The sequence below is a fragment of the Mycoplasma milvi genome, assembly GCF_048284715.1.
GTDB lineage: Bacteria > Bacillota_I > Bacilli_A > Mycoplasmatales > Metamycoplasmataceae > Mycoplasmopsis.
The window spans coordinates 76119-92264 of record NZ_JBLWAH010000002.1 but is presented as its reverse complement, the minus strand read 5'-3'; the positions used below and the strand labels follow the sequence as shown (position 1 = coordinate 92264).

Sequence of the window (16146 nt, the reverse complement as noted above, 5' to 3'; positions counted from 1 at the left end):
ATAAAAGTTTAATTATTTGTTTCTTTTTACTCTTTTTCCAACAAGAAGTCCAATTCCTGAGATGGCAACTAGAGCACCTAGAATTCCCATAGCAAGTCAGAATCCTTGATGTTGTGCTGAGTAATCAAATTTTAATGCATCTTGAGCAATTGGTGATAAACCATAAAATTCTTTCGAATTAATCATATTATTCATGATATTTCTATCTTGAGTAGTGAATTTAGCTGCTGGTATTTGAGTGTATTTGAAGTAATTGTTTTCTTTAATGTATTTCACTAAGTTTATAATGCGAGGATCTAAGCTTTGTTGTTTAGCAAGTTTATTAAATTGTGCTACATTTTTTGCTTCAATTGCACTAATTAATTCAACATATAGAGTGTTTTCTTTAATTCTAGTGTCATTTGCTGCATTAAATCCTGCAACATCAATTACTGAGTTAAATAGTTCTGCTAGTTTAATATTTGCTTCGGTATCATTGCTAAATTTAGCAATTGCTTTAGTTACATCAGCACAGCTCTCTTGATATTGAATATTAGTATCAAATGTTGAATTTTCAAATTTGTTAATTTGATACATGAATTCTTGTAAATTAATAAAGGCGTTATCAATTAATTTAACTGCTTGTTCAAAGTCTTTATCTAAATTCGAACTTGCTAATGAAGTAAGCACACTTGAATCTACATGTAAGTTATTTGCTGCTGGTGCAATTTTTTCGGATGTTCCAAGATCACTAATCAAAGCATTTAGTGAGCTTGTTGATGAATCTAAGCTCTTAGTTGAGTAAACAAATAGTTTATTTACTACAGTATTATAATCGCCAGCTTTAGCAATGAAACCTATGGTAGCTTCATATGTAGGAAGTGCTTGGAATTGTTTTTCAAATAGTTGTTTAGCTGTAGGAGTAAAGATACTTAATTTTTGTTCAAGTTCAATAACTGCTGCTTGTTTTCCATTTACAAGTGGAGTATCAGGAAATTTACTAATTTCTGCCTTGATGTTAGCAAATTTAGTTTCAATATCTTGTAAAGTATTCAGAATGTTGATATATTTGGAGTTAAAGTTAGAATTATCTGCATTTAAGAAAGCTGGGAAACCAGGGAATTGAGAATCGATTTCTCTGGCTTCAGCTAAAGTCTTTTTAAGTTCTTGGTTTAATAATTCAATTTGTATTTTTAGATATTGTGTTGTGTTAGCATATTGAGCAGAAGCTTGAAGTTCAGCAGTAACCTTATCCATTTCTGTTGCTAATCCAGCTGTTTGAGCAAATAATGGATCAAATGTTTGAACTAGTGGTGTAATAGTTGTTTTTAATTCTTCTAAAGCAGCATTAGCAGCTTGGTTGTATTTAACCAATTGAGTGTTGTAAGCCTCAAGAGATAAGCTATTTACTTGTTTATTTGATTCAATAATAAAGTTAATTAAGTTATCCTGAAGGTTCTTTTTATAATCATTAGAAGCTTTATTTGCTGCATTTGCATATAAAGTAATAATTGCAGCTACTTTCTCAGCTAAACTAGCTAATTCTTTGTTGCTTGATGTTTTAAATGATTCTAAAGCTGCAATTTCTGAATTAGTATTACTTACTAAGTTTGATAAATCAGCAACAGTTGAAGCTTCTTTAATAAGTGTATTTAGTTCAGCATAAACTGTGTTTAATGCAGCAGCCGGTGTGGCAACAATTTTACCATTATTCAATAATAAACTTTTTCCCAATGATATTAATGTGCTGATGTATGGGATAGCTGGATTAGCTGTGGCAGATTCAAGCGCATCACCAAGTTGTTTTCTAGCATTGGAAATTTGAATTGAGGCAATAATATTTTCTAGACCTATAGCTTCAATTGCTGTATTAATCTTGCCTAAGTCAAAAGTTAATTCTGCAGTTAGAGCAGTGCTTTGAACTTCTTTTAATGCCTTGAATGCTGAATCTAAAGTTGTGGCATTTTTTGAATTGTAAGCTCTAATAATTGATTCATTAGATAATGCATCTTTAATTATTTCATATGTTCTAATACCACTTAGTTGGTTATATGCAATAAGTAAGTCTTTCAATTCTTCACTAATAGTTTGTATTGTTGTACTAGGATAAGTTTTATCTACTATACTTTGAACATAAGATTTCTTAGCTTCATCTAGTCCGGTGAATGCTTTAGTAAATGCATCTTGTTCTTCTTTTGTTGAAAGTTTGTATTGATAGCTAGTTGTAAGAGTGGTAAATGTTGATATTTCTTGTATTAATTTATTAAAACTGTCTATTTCAGTTTTAATTTTATTTAGTTCATCATCACTTTTAGCATTTGAGACTTGAGTATTAAAAACCTCCTTTTGAGCAGGTGATAATTGACTATCTGTATTTATAATATTAGTTATTTCATCTTTACTTGTTTGTAAAGGGTCTACATTATCTCTTTGAACACTAATTGTCTCATTAGTAGTGTTTACAGAGATAGAAATAACAGGTAAGCAAATTCCACTAGTTACAATTGCACTAGATAGAATTAATTTGTATTTTCGACTGTTCATATTAGAATTTTCCTTTCATATAGTTTAATTATAATAATTTATTACTTTAAGATAGGCAAAAGCAACAAAAATGTGGAAATTATGATTTTGTTCCACATTTTTTAAATTAAAAAGTTTAAGATATCAAAAAAACATCTTTTAAAGTGTAAATACACACTCTAAAAGATGTTTTATAAAATAAAATTGATTTAAATATTATTTCAGCTTCTAATTCTGCTTCTTTTACTATAAGAGATAAATTTTTTAATAAATTCTTCATCATAGCAGCATAGTATTGACACTAACATGCTATTGTCTAAATTACTGCATGTTTTAATAACTGTGTAATATGACATTCTTTTAAGCAAGCCTTCTTTTAATGGAACTCCAAGAAATAAGAAAATAAATGTGGGGAAAATATTAACAAAGCACATAGCTGTATGAAAAACAATTTGCTTAACTGAGTGAAATCCCTCATCAGTTCCTATAGAAGGCAGTGAAAATATGCAAACAAATCCAAAAATTGAACCAAAGATAAGAGAAATAATTGATCACTTAAATAAAGCATCAAATAAATTAGATATAAAATGAATTGTTTTAATTTGAACTGAAAGTTTCTTTTGATATCTTGTCAAAAAACTTGATAAAAGACTTTTGCTTGCTTTATTGAAAATATCTCAAGGGTACTTACGGTATTGCTGTGTTCAGGTTTTTGAAACTATGTAGGCATAAAAATTGTCGAATTCTGTCTTGATTTGTTCATCAGTTTTTGGCAAGTCGCTATATATTTGACTTAATTGGCCAGAGTGCTGAAAAGAAAAGCTAATTCTAGACTTGATAGTCATTTGGACACCATATCATAGGTCATTATATACAATTGGACTATTTGGTATAGGGTTTGAACATTTACGTATATAAGCAATGTATTTAAATAGATAAATACAACTTTGGAAATAGTAAAAAATTGTAATTGGGTTAAAAGCAAAAATTAGCAAGTATAATGGATTAAAATGATAAATTCAATAAATTCCTATTAGTGTAAAAATAAATGAAGAAGCTAATGCATTATTAAATGATGCAGCAGCATTGTATTTATATAGTGGTTTATCCTTGTATTTTGCCTTTAACAACATTGTTAAACCTTTCCAAATTATTATCTTTCTTAAGTATTATATAGTCAAGATTAATAGTTTGCCAATTTATAATTTCTGTAGTTTTTAGTTTCATTTTTTTATTTCAAAAAAAGATAGCATATTTGCACCAGCAAAATGTGCTATCTTAAAAATAATAATTATTTATTATTTAAAGCTAATTGTGTTAATGTTTTAACCATTACACCTGTTGGACGTGAAGCAATATCAGCTGTTCCAGCAACGTCTAAGTGAATGTATTCAACATCTTCTGTAAATTCTTTTAAGAACATAGCAGCTGATGATGATCCACCACCAATTCCACTTAAATCTGTGTTCTTTAAGTCAGCAACAACTGAGTTTCTAATTTCTTTAGCAAAAGCTTCATCTAAAGGCATTCTTCATACAAGTTCATTTGATTCTTTAGCAGCTGCAGAAAGTTCTTCTCAAGCTTTTTCACTTGTAGCTCAAACTCCTGTATATGTTTGTCCTAAAGCAACTAAGATTGCACCTGTTAATGTAGCAACGTCAACTAATCTTGTTGCTCCTAATTTTCTAACACCGTATGTTAATCCATCAGCCATTACTAAACGACCTTCAGCATCTGTGTTGTTGATTTCAACAGTTTTACCATTCATACTTGTTCATACTGAATCAGGTAATGAAGCATCTCCATTAACTCTGTTATCTGTAATACACATTACAGCAGCTACATTTGCTTTTGGTTTTAATTGTGCAATAGCTTTTAATGCTGAGGCAACAAATACTGAACCTGACATGTCATATTTCATTCCAAGCATGTTTCTTCCAGTTTTAATGTTGTATCCACCAGAGTCAAATGTGATTCCTTTACCAACATAAACTGTTTTTTCTTTTGAATCAGGATTTCCATTGTATTCAATTACAACTACACGTGGTTCATAAACACTTCCACGGTTAACTGAAAGTAATAATCCCATTTTGTTTTCTTCAATAGCTTTTTTATCTAATACTGTAACTTTTAAGTTATCGTATTTAGCTAAATCAGCAACAACTTGGTCTGCTAATCATTCTGAGTTACAGATGTTTGGAGGTGTAACTTGTAAGTTTCTTGCAAAATTAACAGCTTCTGATAAGATTACAGCTTTATCTAATTCTGCTTTGTATTCAGCTTCGTTTGCATTTGAAAGTAATGAAACAGCAAATTTTTCATCTTTCTTTCCAGTTTTAGCTGAATAAATGTCAGCATTTACATAGTTGTAAGCTTCAACAAATGCTTTAACAACTAAAGCTAATGTTAAGTTTCCTTTAACAAAGCTTGCTAAATCAATTTGGTATTCTCTAGCTTGTGAAGCAAAGAACCCTTTAGCAAAGGCATATAATGATTCATATTTGAATTTATCACCTTCACCTAAATATACTAAAGCTTCGTTTTTATCAAAGTAATCTGTAACAACATTGTTTTTTTCAACAAGTGTTTTATCATATGAATCACCTTTGAAAACAGCTTTTAATAACATTGCATTATTTCTTGTTTTGTCAACGTTTTTAATAAACATAATTTTCTCCTTCTAATTTGTATTTAACTAAGTAGTTATATTTTACCCTTTTTAATTAAAGTGGTAGTTATTTATTTTTATTTAAACTTGATCCTTCTTAATGTATCTATGTTTTATTATTAAAGCAATTTGAATAGCATTAATTGAGAAGAAAAATACTTGAGCACAGACACCAATGATATTGGCTGCTGATGCATCAGCATTAGTATTAATAGATCATCAAACAAGTCAGCAAGTACATAAGACTTGGCTAATTGAAAACATTGGTAGAGAAAGATTTTTAACATCTTTAGTCTTAAATGTTTCAATAATTTGTGGCATAACTGCAAAAGCAATTAAGAATGGTGCTAAGAATGAAAGAATTGCTTCAAAGATAGGTGATTCTACATGAACAAAACTAAATACAATAGCAATAATTATGTAAAAAGCACATCACATTGCTAAATTTAAACTAAATTGAGCCCAGTGATCTAATTTTAATTTTCTAATTGTAACAACATTCTTACTAAAAGCAAAGTAAATGCTCATTAGTAGCACATTAGCAAAATAAACTGCACCACCTGAAATAATAATTGCCAAGTATGTTGGATTATTTCACCCCATAATTGAATAGCATAATGATCCGGTTTGTGAAACCATAATGCTAAAAACAGAAAAGCCATCAACGTGTCTAGTTCTTATTAATTTGTAACTTCCAAATAATACTGGTAAACAAGCAAAGAAGCCTAAAATAATACTAAATATGGTCATTATTTTTGACTTAATAAAGCATATTCGACTAAAGTAGCCACTAAGCAACCTTGCGGTTCACCTTGAACGTCAGCTGTTCCAGCAACATCACAGTGAATAAAGTCGATATCTTTAGTGAATTCTTTTAAAAACATAGCAGCTTGTGAAGAATCTACACGAACTGTTTGTGATCATGATGCTAAATCAGCAACTTTTGATCCTTTATTTCCTTTATTGTAATCTTCATGAAGGGGCATTCTTCATACTTTTTCTTGGGCATTTGCTGCAGCTTGAGCAAATAGGCTATATTTATCATCATTAGTTGATCAAATACCTGAATATGTATTTCCGAGTGCAACTAGAATTGAGCCAGTTAAAGTAGCAACATCTATAATTGTTGAAGGTTTAATTCTATCTGCTGCATAGAAAATTCCATCAGCAAGTACTAAACGTCCTTCGGCATCTGTATCAACTACTTCAACTCATTTTCCACTCATTGATTGGTAAACATTTTCTGGTAATGAAGCATCTGCATTAATTCTGTTGTCTGTAATACACATAATTGCTGAAGCATTAACTTTAGCTTTCATTTGTGCAAGTGCTTTAACTGCATAAGCTGCAATTACAGAACCTGACATATCGTATTTCATACCTTCCATGTGGTATCCTTTAGTGTTAACACCTCCGGTATCAAATGTAATACCTTTACCAACAATAGCCACATGGTCTTTTTTATTCATTTTGTTGCCTTTGTATGTAACAATAACTACACGAGCTTCATGAGTACTTCCTTTGTTAACTGAAAGAAGTAATCCCATGTTTAATTCTTCAATTTCTTTTTTAGTTAACACTTGAACTTCTAAGTTAGCAATTCCACTAAAATCAGAAGCAATAGCAGCAGCTAATTGTTCTGAGTTTAAGAAGTTTTCTGGCATGATTTGTAAGTTTCTTGTGTCATTTACTGCCTTAGCAATGATTTCAAGTTTCTTAATTTCTTCACCATATTGAGTTTGAGATCTGTTTAAGAATAAAGAAAGTGTATTAGATTCTTTTTCTTCTTTTTCAATTGTTTTCTTAAATAGTTTAGCTGATCCAAATGCAACTTTAGAATAAATTCCTCTTAAAGTAGCATCGTAAGAAATTTTTCCTTCTAATGCAAAGCTTTCAACATCAATATCATATGAATAGTTAATGCTTTCTGGTAATTGTTTAAAGAAAGCTAATAATTCATCTAATGTTTGGTGTTTAGCATCAAAATATACATAAGCTTCATTTGTTTGTAAATTATTTGTAATTCTTCCTTGTTTTTTAGCAACTCATTGAGGGAAGTTTTGACCTTCAAAAGCAGCTTTTAAGCGTAGGCTTGAACCTGGCTTATCATAATTAATTTTTAACATTTTCTTTCCTTTCTTCAAGATATTTATTAATTGTCATTGAAGCACATTCACGGTATGCACGAATTAAACCTCCAGCTCCAAGCTTTATCCCACCAAAATACCGAACTACTACCACTAGTACGTTAGATATTCCTTTTAAAGTTATTAGATCATAAATAGGTCTACCTGCAGTATTTTTAGGTTCACCATCATCGCTAAATCCAGCTGATTCAGCTCCATTTTGATTAATTAAATAAGCATGGCAAACATGGCGAGCTTTCTTGTGTTCTTTTCTTAATTGAGTAATAATATCTTTAACTTCATCCTTTGATGATAAAGGTATTAAATAACCAATAAATGTGGACTTTTTAACAATTAATTCTTCTGTAATCATAATTTAGTTTAATTATAAAGCATTATTTAATATATATTGTGAAAAGAGCAAGAAAAATCTAGCTAACTTTTCTTTGCTAACTAGATTTTTACCCCTATTTTCTAGGGATTATTGTATATTTCATGATTCAGTTACTTTATCATAAGGAATTTTTAAAGCATATTTTCAAGCAAATCCAATTCCAGGTGTAAGTAAGAATCCTACAATGAAAATAACTAAGTTTAAAAGCACCACAACTGTAACGCTATCGCCTTTATAGAAAAGAGGATGTTTGAAGTTCAAGAAATCATAGACAACTAGAGCTAATTGTTTATAAAGATCTGGACCTGGATTTTGAACTTCTAAAGCATCTAGTACAGGTTGCCCTAAGAAAAATAAGAATAGAGCAAAGAACCAGTAAGCCACTAGTACAATGCTAGAAAGTCAAATGGTAGTTTTAGTAACTTGAATGTTTTTGCGATTTAAGATCACAAAAATAAAGCAAATTAATGGATTTAGAAAGTGCACAATTGCACTATTTATAAATCTTTGAGCTTGGAAGTACTTTATGCTAACTGGAAAAATTAATGTTCAAAAGACAACAAATGTAATTGTAATGTAGGTGTTAACTAAAAATAAAGCTCTTTGTGCAATTCAACTTTTTGGATAAATGGCAAAAAGTATTAGTCCAATTCCAATAGCTAGGTTACTAATCCAAGTAAATGTTCCAGTAATTGCTCAAAAACTTGGCAATACTGCTGGAACAGCTTTTTCTGCTACTAGTTTAGCTTTTTCTTCAGGGCTAAATTTATCAATTATGCTAACAATATCATTTGCTGTAATTGCTCATCTTCATAAAGTTGCAATAAAGATTAAAACCAAAATAGCAATTCCGGCAAATAATGTTGCTTTTCTTAGTTTAGTTCACTGGTGAAATGTTGATTTTTTTATTTCAATTGTTTTCTGCATGGGAAAATTATATCCAATTATTTTAAAATTAGCTCATTTGTTACTTACAAGGTTTAATAATTAAATTATGTAGCTTGTTAATATAATTCTTATATTTTTTTATAATTAAATAGGTATGATTATTACATTAATATATATTTTGCATATGATTTTTCAACCTAGAACAATGGCACAATTAATACAAAGACAAGACACAAACATTGATTATTACATTTCGAAAAAAATCAAAGTTCAAGATTTTTACTTTCAAGATATTTTAGCTTACTGAATTAAGTTTAAGAAGACTTTAAAATACTTAATGACCTATAACGTTGTATTATTTGTACCAAGTTTTATTTTAGCGATTTGCTTTATTGCTATTGATAAGGAAACTGTAACATTATTTATTATTGGTATAATGCTTTTACTGGTAGCGGGATTGTCATTCTTATCAATAATTTATGCTTTAATCTATATTAGACATAGTAATTCTTTTATAAATATCTTTCAAGAATGACAAATGGCTAATAGTAAATTTGATGACGAAAATTTAATTGAAAATATATTGCAAGCTGATGCACTTGAAAAATATCATCAAGTCTCAGTTTGCTCAGGTAGACACAAGTTTATTGTTGTGGATAACAAAACTCTGGATAAGATTAAAGGCGAAAAGGAACCAGTTAATATCTCGATTGTTAATAAAGCCTGATTTAAAAGTACTAAACCAGCAAAAATCAAAGATAAGAAAATACATGCATATAGCTTGATGATACTAGCTAATGCACATAACTTATACATTGATGGATATAAAGCTAATATTAATATGTTCGCTTATGATTATTCAAAATTTGTTTTAAATAAGGACGTTAAATTATCTTCTAAGCAAATAAATAATCATTTGGAAATTCCTAATATCGACTTTTAAGAAAATTCTTAATTTCTATTAGATTAATGGTATTATATATAAGCATACAGCTGACAGCTGCAGAAATGTAGAGGAAAGTCCGTGCTAGCACCATCTGCGATGATGGTAGTGATTGCGCTTGGCCCAATAAGCCCTGGATACAAGCAATTGTAGACGACTAGTGCCACAGAGACGAGAGAAATGAAACGGGTAAACTCCGCAAGCTAGAAACTCAAATTTTGGTAGAGGAACTCAAGCTAAGAACTGAATGAAGCTTGGGAATATCGTAAGATATTAGATAAATTGTCAGCACCGCACAATTTTGTGCGGAACAGAACACGGCTTATGATGCAAAACACTCAATTTTTTTGAGTGTTTTTTAATTATTTTTTTCTGGATTGTATTAAAATAATGCATATTTAAAGAAAAAGGATATTTATGAAAGAAAAAACCCCTCTCCAGAAGATCAAAATTGCACTACTAGCAATTGGCAGTTTTATAATTGCTTTAGTGGTAATTTTACTTTCTGCATTTAAATTTTCTCACCCATTTAAGCCTGCGTTTTATAACTATAAGTCTTATATGTCAAAAACTAATATTGACAAAATTCAAAAAGACTTTACATATAAAACTTTTGATGAAATCAATGAATTTACCAATGCACTAGTTAATAATAAAGCTATTGCTGGAATTGGAAGTGACTTCCAAGCAATTGATTTAATTAAAAAAGGTCACATTAAGAAAATTGATTTCAAAAAATTATTTAAAAGTGTAGATCATGCTAACTTTGATGAAGCATTGCTTAATAAATTAGGTGATACAGAGTTTTTAGCTAATGTACTAAAAGAAATTTATTCACCAATTGTTTTTAATCACCTTGCTTCTTATGATGATGAATTAACCACTGACATTCATGGCAAAAAACTAGCTAATCCAGTACACTTATGAGAATACTTTATTCCTTATTATGCTCAAGATGGAATGATTGCTTACAATAAGTCTAAAGCTATCAATGGTAAAGAAATTAATGCTCAAAACTTACAAGCCAATGCTGTAGCCTTAAGCAATCAATATCAAACTACTATTGAGCCATATTCATTATTAAATGAGCTTAATTTAATTTCAAAAAGTGGCTATGGAAACTACATTATTACTGATGCAATTCGTACTAATATGTTATATGCTTCAGGTTATGACTTTCAAAATAATAAATTAACCTTACAACCTTTTACCGGAACTTCTACAGAACAAAATTATAAGAAACAAATTGTACAATTTGGAAATGTTATTCAAGCAGCTACTTCATACCCAGTAAGCAATTCACGTTACATTACTCTTGATGGAGATGGGCAAAATATTGTAGCTAGATTACTTGATCCAAGTAATAAACAAACTGACAGTGGAATTGTTTATAATGGTGATATGCTAGATATGTATTATTCTGACAATAATTATGATACAGTACCAAATGGTACTGTTGAAGGTTTAAAAATAGGCCAAAATGTCTTACTGGTTGATGGAATAGTGGTTAGAAATGATATTGATTCTAACTATGAAAGTAAGTTATATAAAACATTAAATGAAAGTGTGCTGCAAAATATAACTTGACGTTTTTCAAAAGCTAATAATACTTTTGATTTAAATGAAACTTATAAAAAATACAGCTTAAAAATTTATCAAGATTATCTAGACTCAGTGCTTAAACCTATATTTAAAGACATTGCAAAATATGCAACTGTAGAAAAAAGATTAATTGATTTATATAATCAGACTTTAGATGATATTAGTAAACTTAGCTTATATGATCGATTTGTCGTTGATGAATTATTAAGCGATAATTTAATCAAACAAAACTTCATCTTATACTCAGATAAACTATTTAAGACTAAGGATACAATTAACCTTAAAGAGTTAATTATTAACTTGATTAATCATGTGGATTTAGCAAATGAACAATTTGCTACAGTAGTAGCTGATAAGTATGCTAACTTGAATAACTTTGACTTTATTAACTATACACCAACTACTTATTTAGATTACTTATTTATCAAGCGTAATTACTTTATTCAAGATAATCAAGTAGATCAAAAAGCATTAGCAATATATGAAATTGAAGATAAAAATGGAATTCAACATTTTGCAATCAAAGGAGTATCTGAAGAATTACTATCACAAATTAGTACTTTCTACTTTACACAATACAAAGGATAGAAATTTGCTCACAGCCGTGAGTTTTTTTCTGCCTTAATGATAAAATTAAAATATGAATGCAGCCATATTAGAAAAACTTAAAAATAAAGTAAAAAATGTCCCTAATACACCTGGTGTTTATTTATGAAAAGATCGCTTTGAGCAAGTAATTTATGTAGGAAAAGCTAAAGCTTTAAATAAGCGTCTAAATCAATATTTAAAAGGAACGATTAATTCATATAAAACTCCAAAAATGCTAGAGGAAATCTTTGATTTTGAAATCTTCCTTTGTAGTAGTGAAAAAGATGCTTTAGCCCTAGAAACAAACTATATTAAGCAATATAAGCCAGCTTATAATATTGATTTAACTGATGATAAACGTTATCCATATTTAGCTTTACAAATTAAAAAGAATAATGAGTTGGTAATTTCATCAGTTTATCGATTTGATAAATATCAAAAAGATAGCTTTTACTTTGGTCCATTTCCAACCAATAGTAATTTCCGTGATTTATTAAATATCTTGGAACGTAATTTTACTTATGAAAATGGACTAAAAATCAAAGAGTTTACTTATACTAGTTCAAAAGCTAAGTTTAATCAAATTATTAATATTTTGAAATTTAAGGATAATAGCTTTATTGATAAGTTGCAAGAAAAAATGCAATCTGCTGCAAGCAATTATAACTATGAGCTAGCAATGGAATATCGGGATGCTATAAGTGTGCTAGAGAATATTAAAACCACTCAAATTGCTGAATTGCAAAACTATAATGATATTGATGTCTTTTCATTCATTCCACATGATAATGTAGTAGCTGTACAAAAAGTTTTTTATCGTTCTGGTATTCAAATTCAACATGCACATAGCTTTTATTGATCTGATATTTTACTGGAAGATTTTATTATCCAATATCTTGAAACATATTATAAAAACAATAAACTACCCGATAAAATACTTTTATCTCACACATATAGTGATATTGAGTTTAATAATCCTAAAATTAGTTCTCGAATAGCTTTCCCAATGCAAGGTATATTGCAAAAAATTTTACTATTAGCTAATGAAAATAATGAAGAAAACATTAAGTTAAACTATGATGAATGATATCGTAAGAATGCTAACTTATTAAATGCTTGAGCTGAGTTAGAAACAGTGCTTAATCAAGGCAATAAGATTTCTTCGATCTTTATTTTTGATAACTCTCATTTTGGCCTAAGTGCTCCTGTGGGAGTAGTGACTTGTTGAGAAAATGCCTCTGCTATAGATGCAAAAAGTTCTAAATTTGATCACAGTGAGCAACTAGCCATTATGGATAAGAAATCTGATGTGCAACTAATGTATTTAACTGTTGCTAAATTTATAGCCCAAAAACGTTTTATGCTTAATAACAGTACTATTTTTATAGTGGATGGAGCTATAATGCAAATTAATGAAGCTTTATATGCTCTCAAAGAACAGGATATTAATAACATTCAAGTCTATGGGCTAGTAAAAGATGACAATCACAGAACAAGAAATTTAATTAACTCCAAAAATGAAGTTTTAAACATTAGTAAGAATGCTTATAACTTACTTTCTAATATGCAATATAGCGTTGATCGTTATGCTAAAAATGTAATGAGCAGATCTTTTGGATTAAAGTCAAGAAGCAATGATTTAACTAAGATTAAAGGCATAGGCCCTCAAAGTGAAAAAGCATTATTAAAGCACTTTAAAACTTATCAAGCAATTAAAAACGCTTCACTAGAAGAATTAACTAAAGTAATAGGGTCAAGTAAGGCTAAAATTATTATTGAACAATATAAGGCAAAATAGTCTTATATTTTTTTCTGCATTTTGACTTATAGACTTTTTAGATAAAAAAATTCTTTTATGCCTACAATTTAGGGATTTTGGGATTTGTTTTTTGAAAAAATAATATTGTAGACTTATTAATCCACAGAAAGGAGGAATTATGTTTAATAATAATGATCAAAAATCAAATCAAAAGAACTCAAATAATACAAATATGAGTCATAATAATAAAGATTACAAAAATGTTAACAACAATAGATCTAATCAATTAAATCCAAATAACAAGAAAACAAAATAGTGAAGGGAATAAGTATTGAAATATAGAAATTACATAGAATACTTTTTTGTTTTTTGCTTATCTCTTTCAGTATTTATTTTTTCAACACATGATTTAAAGGTAGATACTTTTATAAAAAAATAAGAATATTTAAATCAGAAAAACATTATTTGGTTTATTTATTCTTATTTTTGTTATTACATTTATACAGTGAATAATATTTAGCTTAGTTACTTTAATATTATTCACTTTTTTATAAAAAAACAGTAGCCTAAGCTACTGTAGAACGCATTATTATTTAGCGTTCTTTTTTTCAAGTCTTCTGTTGAATCTGTCGATTCTTCCTGTTGCTTTAACTTGAGCTTTTGATCCTGTGTAAACAGGGTGGCAACCTGAACAAACGTCTACTGTAAAGTTAGGTCTAACTGATTTGAAAGTAAATGATTTTTGGCATGTTGAGCAAGTTGCTTCAACTGTGTGGTATTCTGGGTGAATGTTTTGTCTCATAATAATTCTCCTTAGATTTAGTTATTATTTTGAGTAGAACTCAACAACTAAAGCATCCTTGATTTCTGGGTGTAATTCATTTCTTTCTGGTAAACGATCTAATTTAGTAGTAAAGTCTTTTCTTGTTAATCATGAAGCAGCTTCACGAGCTTCCATAGCTTCTAAGATTTGTTTGTTTGTTCTTGATTTTTCTTTAAGAGTAATTTCTGATCCTACTGAGATAACCATTGAAGGGATGTTAGCTTTTTTACCATCAACAACAAAGTGGTTGTGGTTTACTAATTGACGTGCTTGTCTACGTGTTGTAGCATATCCTGCTCTGTAAACTAAGTTGTCTAAACGTGTTTCTAATAATTGAAGCATGTTTGTCCCTGTAATTCCTTTAGCTTTAACAGCTTTTTGGAATACTTTTTGTAATTGTTTTTCGTTAACTCCGTATAAGTGTTTTACTTTTTGTTTTTCGTATAAGTGTAATCCGTATTCAGATAATTTTACTCTTTTGTTTCCATGTTGCCCTGGAGCGTATGTTCTTTTCTTTCCTTTAGCAAATTCTTTTCCTGATTCAAGAATTGAAAATCCTAAACGACGTGATTTTTTAAATACAGGTCCTGTGTATCTTGACATATGATTTTCCTCTTTCTGCATAATGAGAGGGTTTATTTCTAATTGGATAAGTTTAACTTAATGTTTTCAGCTAAGCAGCTAACTTACTAACAAGAATAATTCGTTAAAATTATTTTCCAATCATAATAAACTGCTGTTTTTATGCTTATTTATTTTATCAGATTACTATATTTGCATAACTATTTAATTTAATTAATTAAGTGCTAAAATATAGATACAAAAGTTTTTATATAATAATTTTATTTTATAGGAGAAACGAAAAATGAATAAAATTCAAAAATTAAAAAGGGTTAAAAATACAAATATTATTACAGCAACATTATTTTTTATAGTTGCATTAACTGCAATAATATTTTTTGCTGTACCATCTATAATCAATGCAACAAGTTCTGGTGATTTTATATTTACATTGTTTTTCTACAGTATCGGTGCCTATGTTTGTTCAATTTTAGGAGCACTATGATTAATTAGTGAAATGGTAAATATAATACTGCATATTGTACTTTTTAAATTATTTGAGTCACAAGAAGATAAAGCAACAAGAAATGATATGGTTGTTTGGTTAGTTTTTACCTTATTTTTCTTATTTGCAATAGCAAATATTGTGTTAGCTGTAAAACAAAATAAGATTTTAAAAATGCACAAAGAGTGCTAATTATAACCTTAAAAGTCGTATAATTATCTAAAGGAGCAAAAATGAATACAGATTTATATAATGGATATAAGAAAATTAAAGGGCTTAATATTGCTTTTTTAGTTTTAATATTTTTATGTATATTTTTCCTTATTCTGTGGTTGATATTATTTGCCCTCAATACCGTAAATATGACAAACTCTATGGATGGGAATAATAATTCAACGCCTAATTTCGAAGATATCTTTGGAGGAGTACAACTAATTCCTTTTGTATTTCTGGTTATCACATTAATTGCTATAGGCATATGCATGATTTTAAATATTGTTTTTGTTTGCATCACTAATACAGCTGGTTCCCTTAATCAAAACCATGATGCTGCAAAAACTCTAACATGGGTTGGCTTTGGGCTTACATTTTGCCTACTACCAATAGGAAACATTATTTTAATTGTATCCGCATCTCAAGCAATGCATGCTTTAGCAAGTGATCAACAAACTGCTCAGCCAAAACCAAATACATACCACTCAAATGATATTTTTTAGGAATAATTTAATCCCATAAAATCAATGTTTTATGGGATTTTTAATACAGAAAAAATTAAATTGATTATAAT

At 29.0% G+C, this 16146-nt stretch carries 15 protein-coding genes and 1 other RNA gene; 7 read left to right on the top strand and 9 right to left on the bottom strand.

Translation table 4 applies throughout. The features are described 5' to 3' along the window. Positions 1-12: 12 nt before the first annotated feature. The 7 genes from ACNQ13_RS01160 to ACNQ13_RS01130 all read right to left on the bottom strand — a co-directional run bounded on the left by ACNQ13_RS01160 (position 13) and on the right by ACNQ13_RS01130 (position 8617). Complete coding sequence (locus tag ACNQ13_RS01160) at positions 13-2523, bottom strand: hypothetical protein (protein WP_418035468.1); 2511 nt, start codon at positions 2521-2523, stop codon at positions 13-15. Positions 2524-2711: 188 nt separating this feature from the next. After that, the gene (locus ACNQ13_RS01155; RefSeq protein ID WP_418035466.1) at positions 2712-3635 is read right to left on the bottom strand and encodes a hypothetical protein; all 924 of its coding nucleotides are present in this window, start codon (positions 3633-3635) and stop codon (positions 2712-2714) included. A gap of 158 nt (positions 3636-3793) precedes the next feature. After that, positions 3794-5170 (bottom strand): M17 family metallopeptidase, encoded by a 1377-nt coding sequence (locus tag ACNQ13_RS01150; protein ID WP_416741951.1) that lies wholly within the window; start codon positions 5168-5170, stop codon positions 3794-3796. Between the two features lie 81 nt (positions 5171-5251). After that, a complete protein-coding gene (locus ACNQ13_RS01145; RefSeq protein WP_418035465.1) occupies positions 5252-5920 on the bottom strand; it encodes a PQ-loop domain-containing transporter in 669 nt (222 codons plus the stop codon). Further along, a complete protein-coding gene (locus tag ACNQ13_RS01140; RefSeq protein WP_416741954.1) occupies positions 5920-7296 on the bottom strand; it encodes a M17 family metallopeptidase in 1377 nt (458 codons plus the stop codon). Before ACNQ13_RS01140 ends, ACNQ13_RS01145 begins: the two co-directional genes overlap by 1 nt. Next, positions 7283-7669, bottom strand: a complete 387-nt coding sequence (locus tag ACNQ13_RS01135; protein ID WP_416741955.1) for an IMPACT family protein — start codon at positions 7667-7669, stop codon at positions 7283-7285. The genes ACNQ13_RS01140 and ACNQ13_RS01135 overlap by 14 nt, the downstream gene beginning before the upstream one ends. A 108-nt stretch (positions 7670-7777) precedes the next feature. After that, entirely contained in the window at positions 7778-8617 is an 840-nt protein-coding gene (locus tag ACNQ13_RS01130; protein WP_418035463.1) for an MAGa3780 family membrane protein, read from the bottom strand. Positions 8618-8783: 166 nt separating this feature from the next. Here ACNQ13_RS01130 and ACNQ13_RS01125 point away from each other — a divergent pair, with 166 nt between their 5' ends. From ACNQ13_RS01125 to ACNQ13_RS01105, 5 genes are all read left to right on the top strand, one after another. After that, a complete protein-coding gene (locus ACNQ13_RS01125; RefSeq protein WP_418035462.1) occupies positions 8784-9521 on the top strand; it encodes a hypothetical protein in 738 nt (245 codons plus the stop codon). Between the two features lie 42 nt (positions 9522-9563). After that, positions 9564-9851, top strand: an RNA gene (gene rnpB / locus ACNQ13_RS01120) — RNase P RNA component class B. An 87-nt stretch (positions 9852-9938) separates the two neighbouring features. Continuing rightward, entirely contained in the window at positions 9939-11711 is a 1773-nt protein-coding gene (locus ACNQ13_RS01115) for a type 2 periplasmic-binding domain-containing protein (RefSeq protein WP_418035461.1), read from the top strand. A 52-nt stretch (positions 11712-11763) separates the two neighbouring features. Next, entirely contained in the window at positions 11764-13509 is a 1746-nt protein-coding gene (gene uvrC, locus ACNQ13_RS01110; RefSeq protein ID WP_418018610.1) for an excinuclease ABC subunit UvrC, read from the top strand. 139 nt (positions 13510-13648) lie between these two features. Beyond that, positions 13649-13786 (top strand): hypothetical protein, encoded by a 138-nt coding sequence (locus tag ACNQ13_RS01105; RefSeq protein WP_416755696.1) that lies wholly within the window; start codon positions 13649-13651, stop codon positions 13784-13786. Positions 13787-14059: 273 nt separating this feature from the next. On the opposite strand, the gene rpmE is transcribed toward ACNQ13_RS01105, so the two are convergent. Both rpmE and rpsD read right to left on the bottom strand, forming a co-directional pair. After that, positions 14060-14272 (bottom strand): 50S ribosomal protein L31, encoded by a 213-nt coding sequence (gene rpmE, locus ACNQ13_RS01100; RefSeq protein ID WP_416741962.1) that lies wholly within the window; start codon positions 14270-14272, stop codon positions 14060-14062. Positions 14273-14296: 24 nt separating this feature from the next. Further along, entirely contained in the window at positions 14297-14896 is a 600-nt protein-coding gene (gene rpsD, locus ACNQ13_RS01095; RefSeq protein ID WP_416741963.1) for a 30S ribosomal protein S4, read from the bottom strand. A 262-nt stretch (positions 14897-15158) separates the two neighbouring features. Between rpsD and ACNQ13_RS01090 the strand changes: the two genes are divergently transcribed. Further along, positions 15159-15551, top strand: a complete 393-nt coding sequence (locus tag ACNQ13_RS01090; protein WP_418035460.1) for a hypothetical protein — start codon at positions 15159-15161, stop codon at positions 15549-15551. A gap of 41 nt (positions 15552-15592) precedes the next feature. Next, positions 15593-16075 (top strand): hypothetical protein, encoded by a 483-nt coding sequence (locus ACNQ13_RS01085; protein WP_418024549.1) that lies wholly within the window; start codon positions 15593-15595, stop codon positions 16073-16075. The last annotated feature ends 71 nt before the right edge of the window (positions 16076-16146 follow it).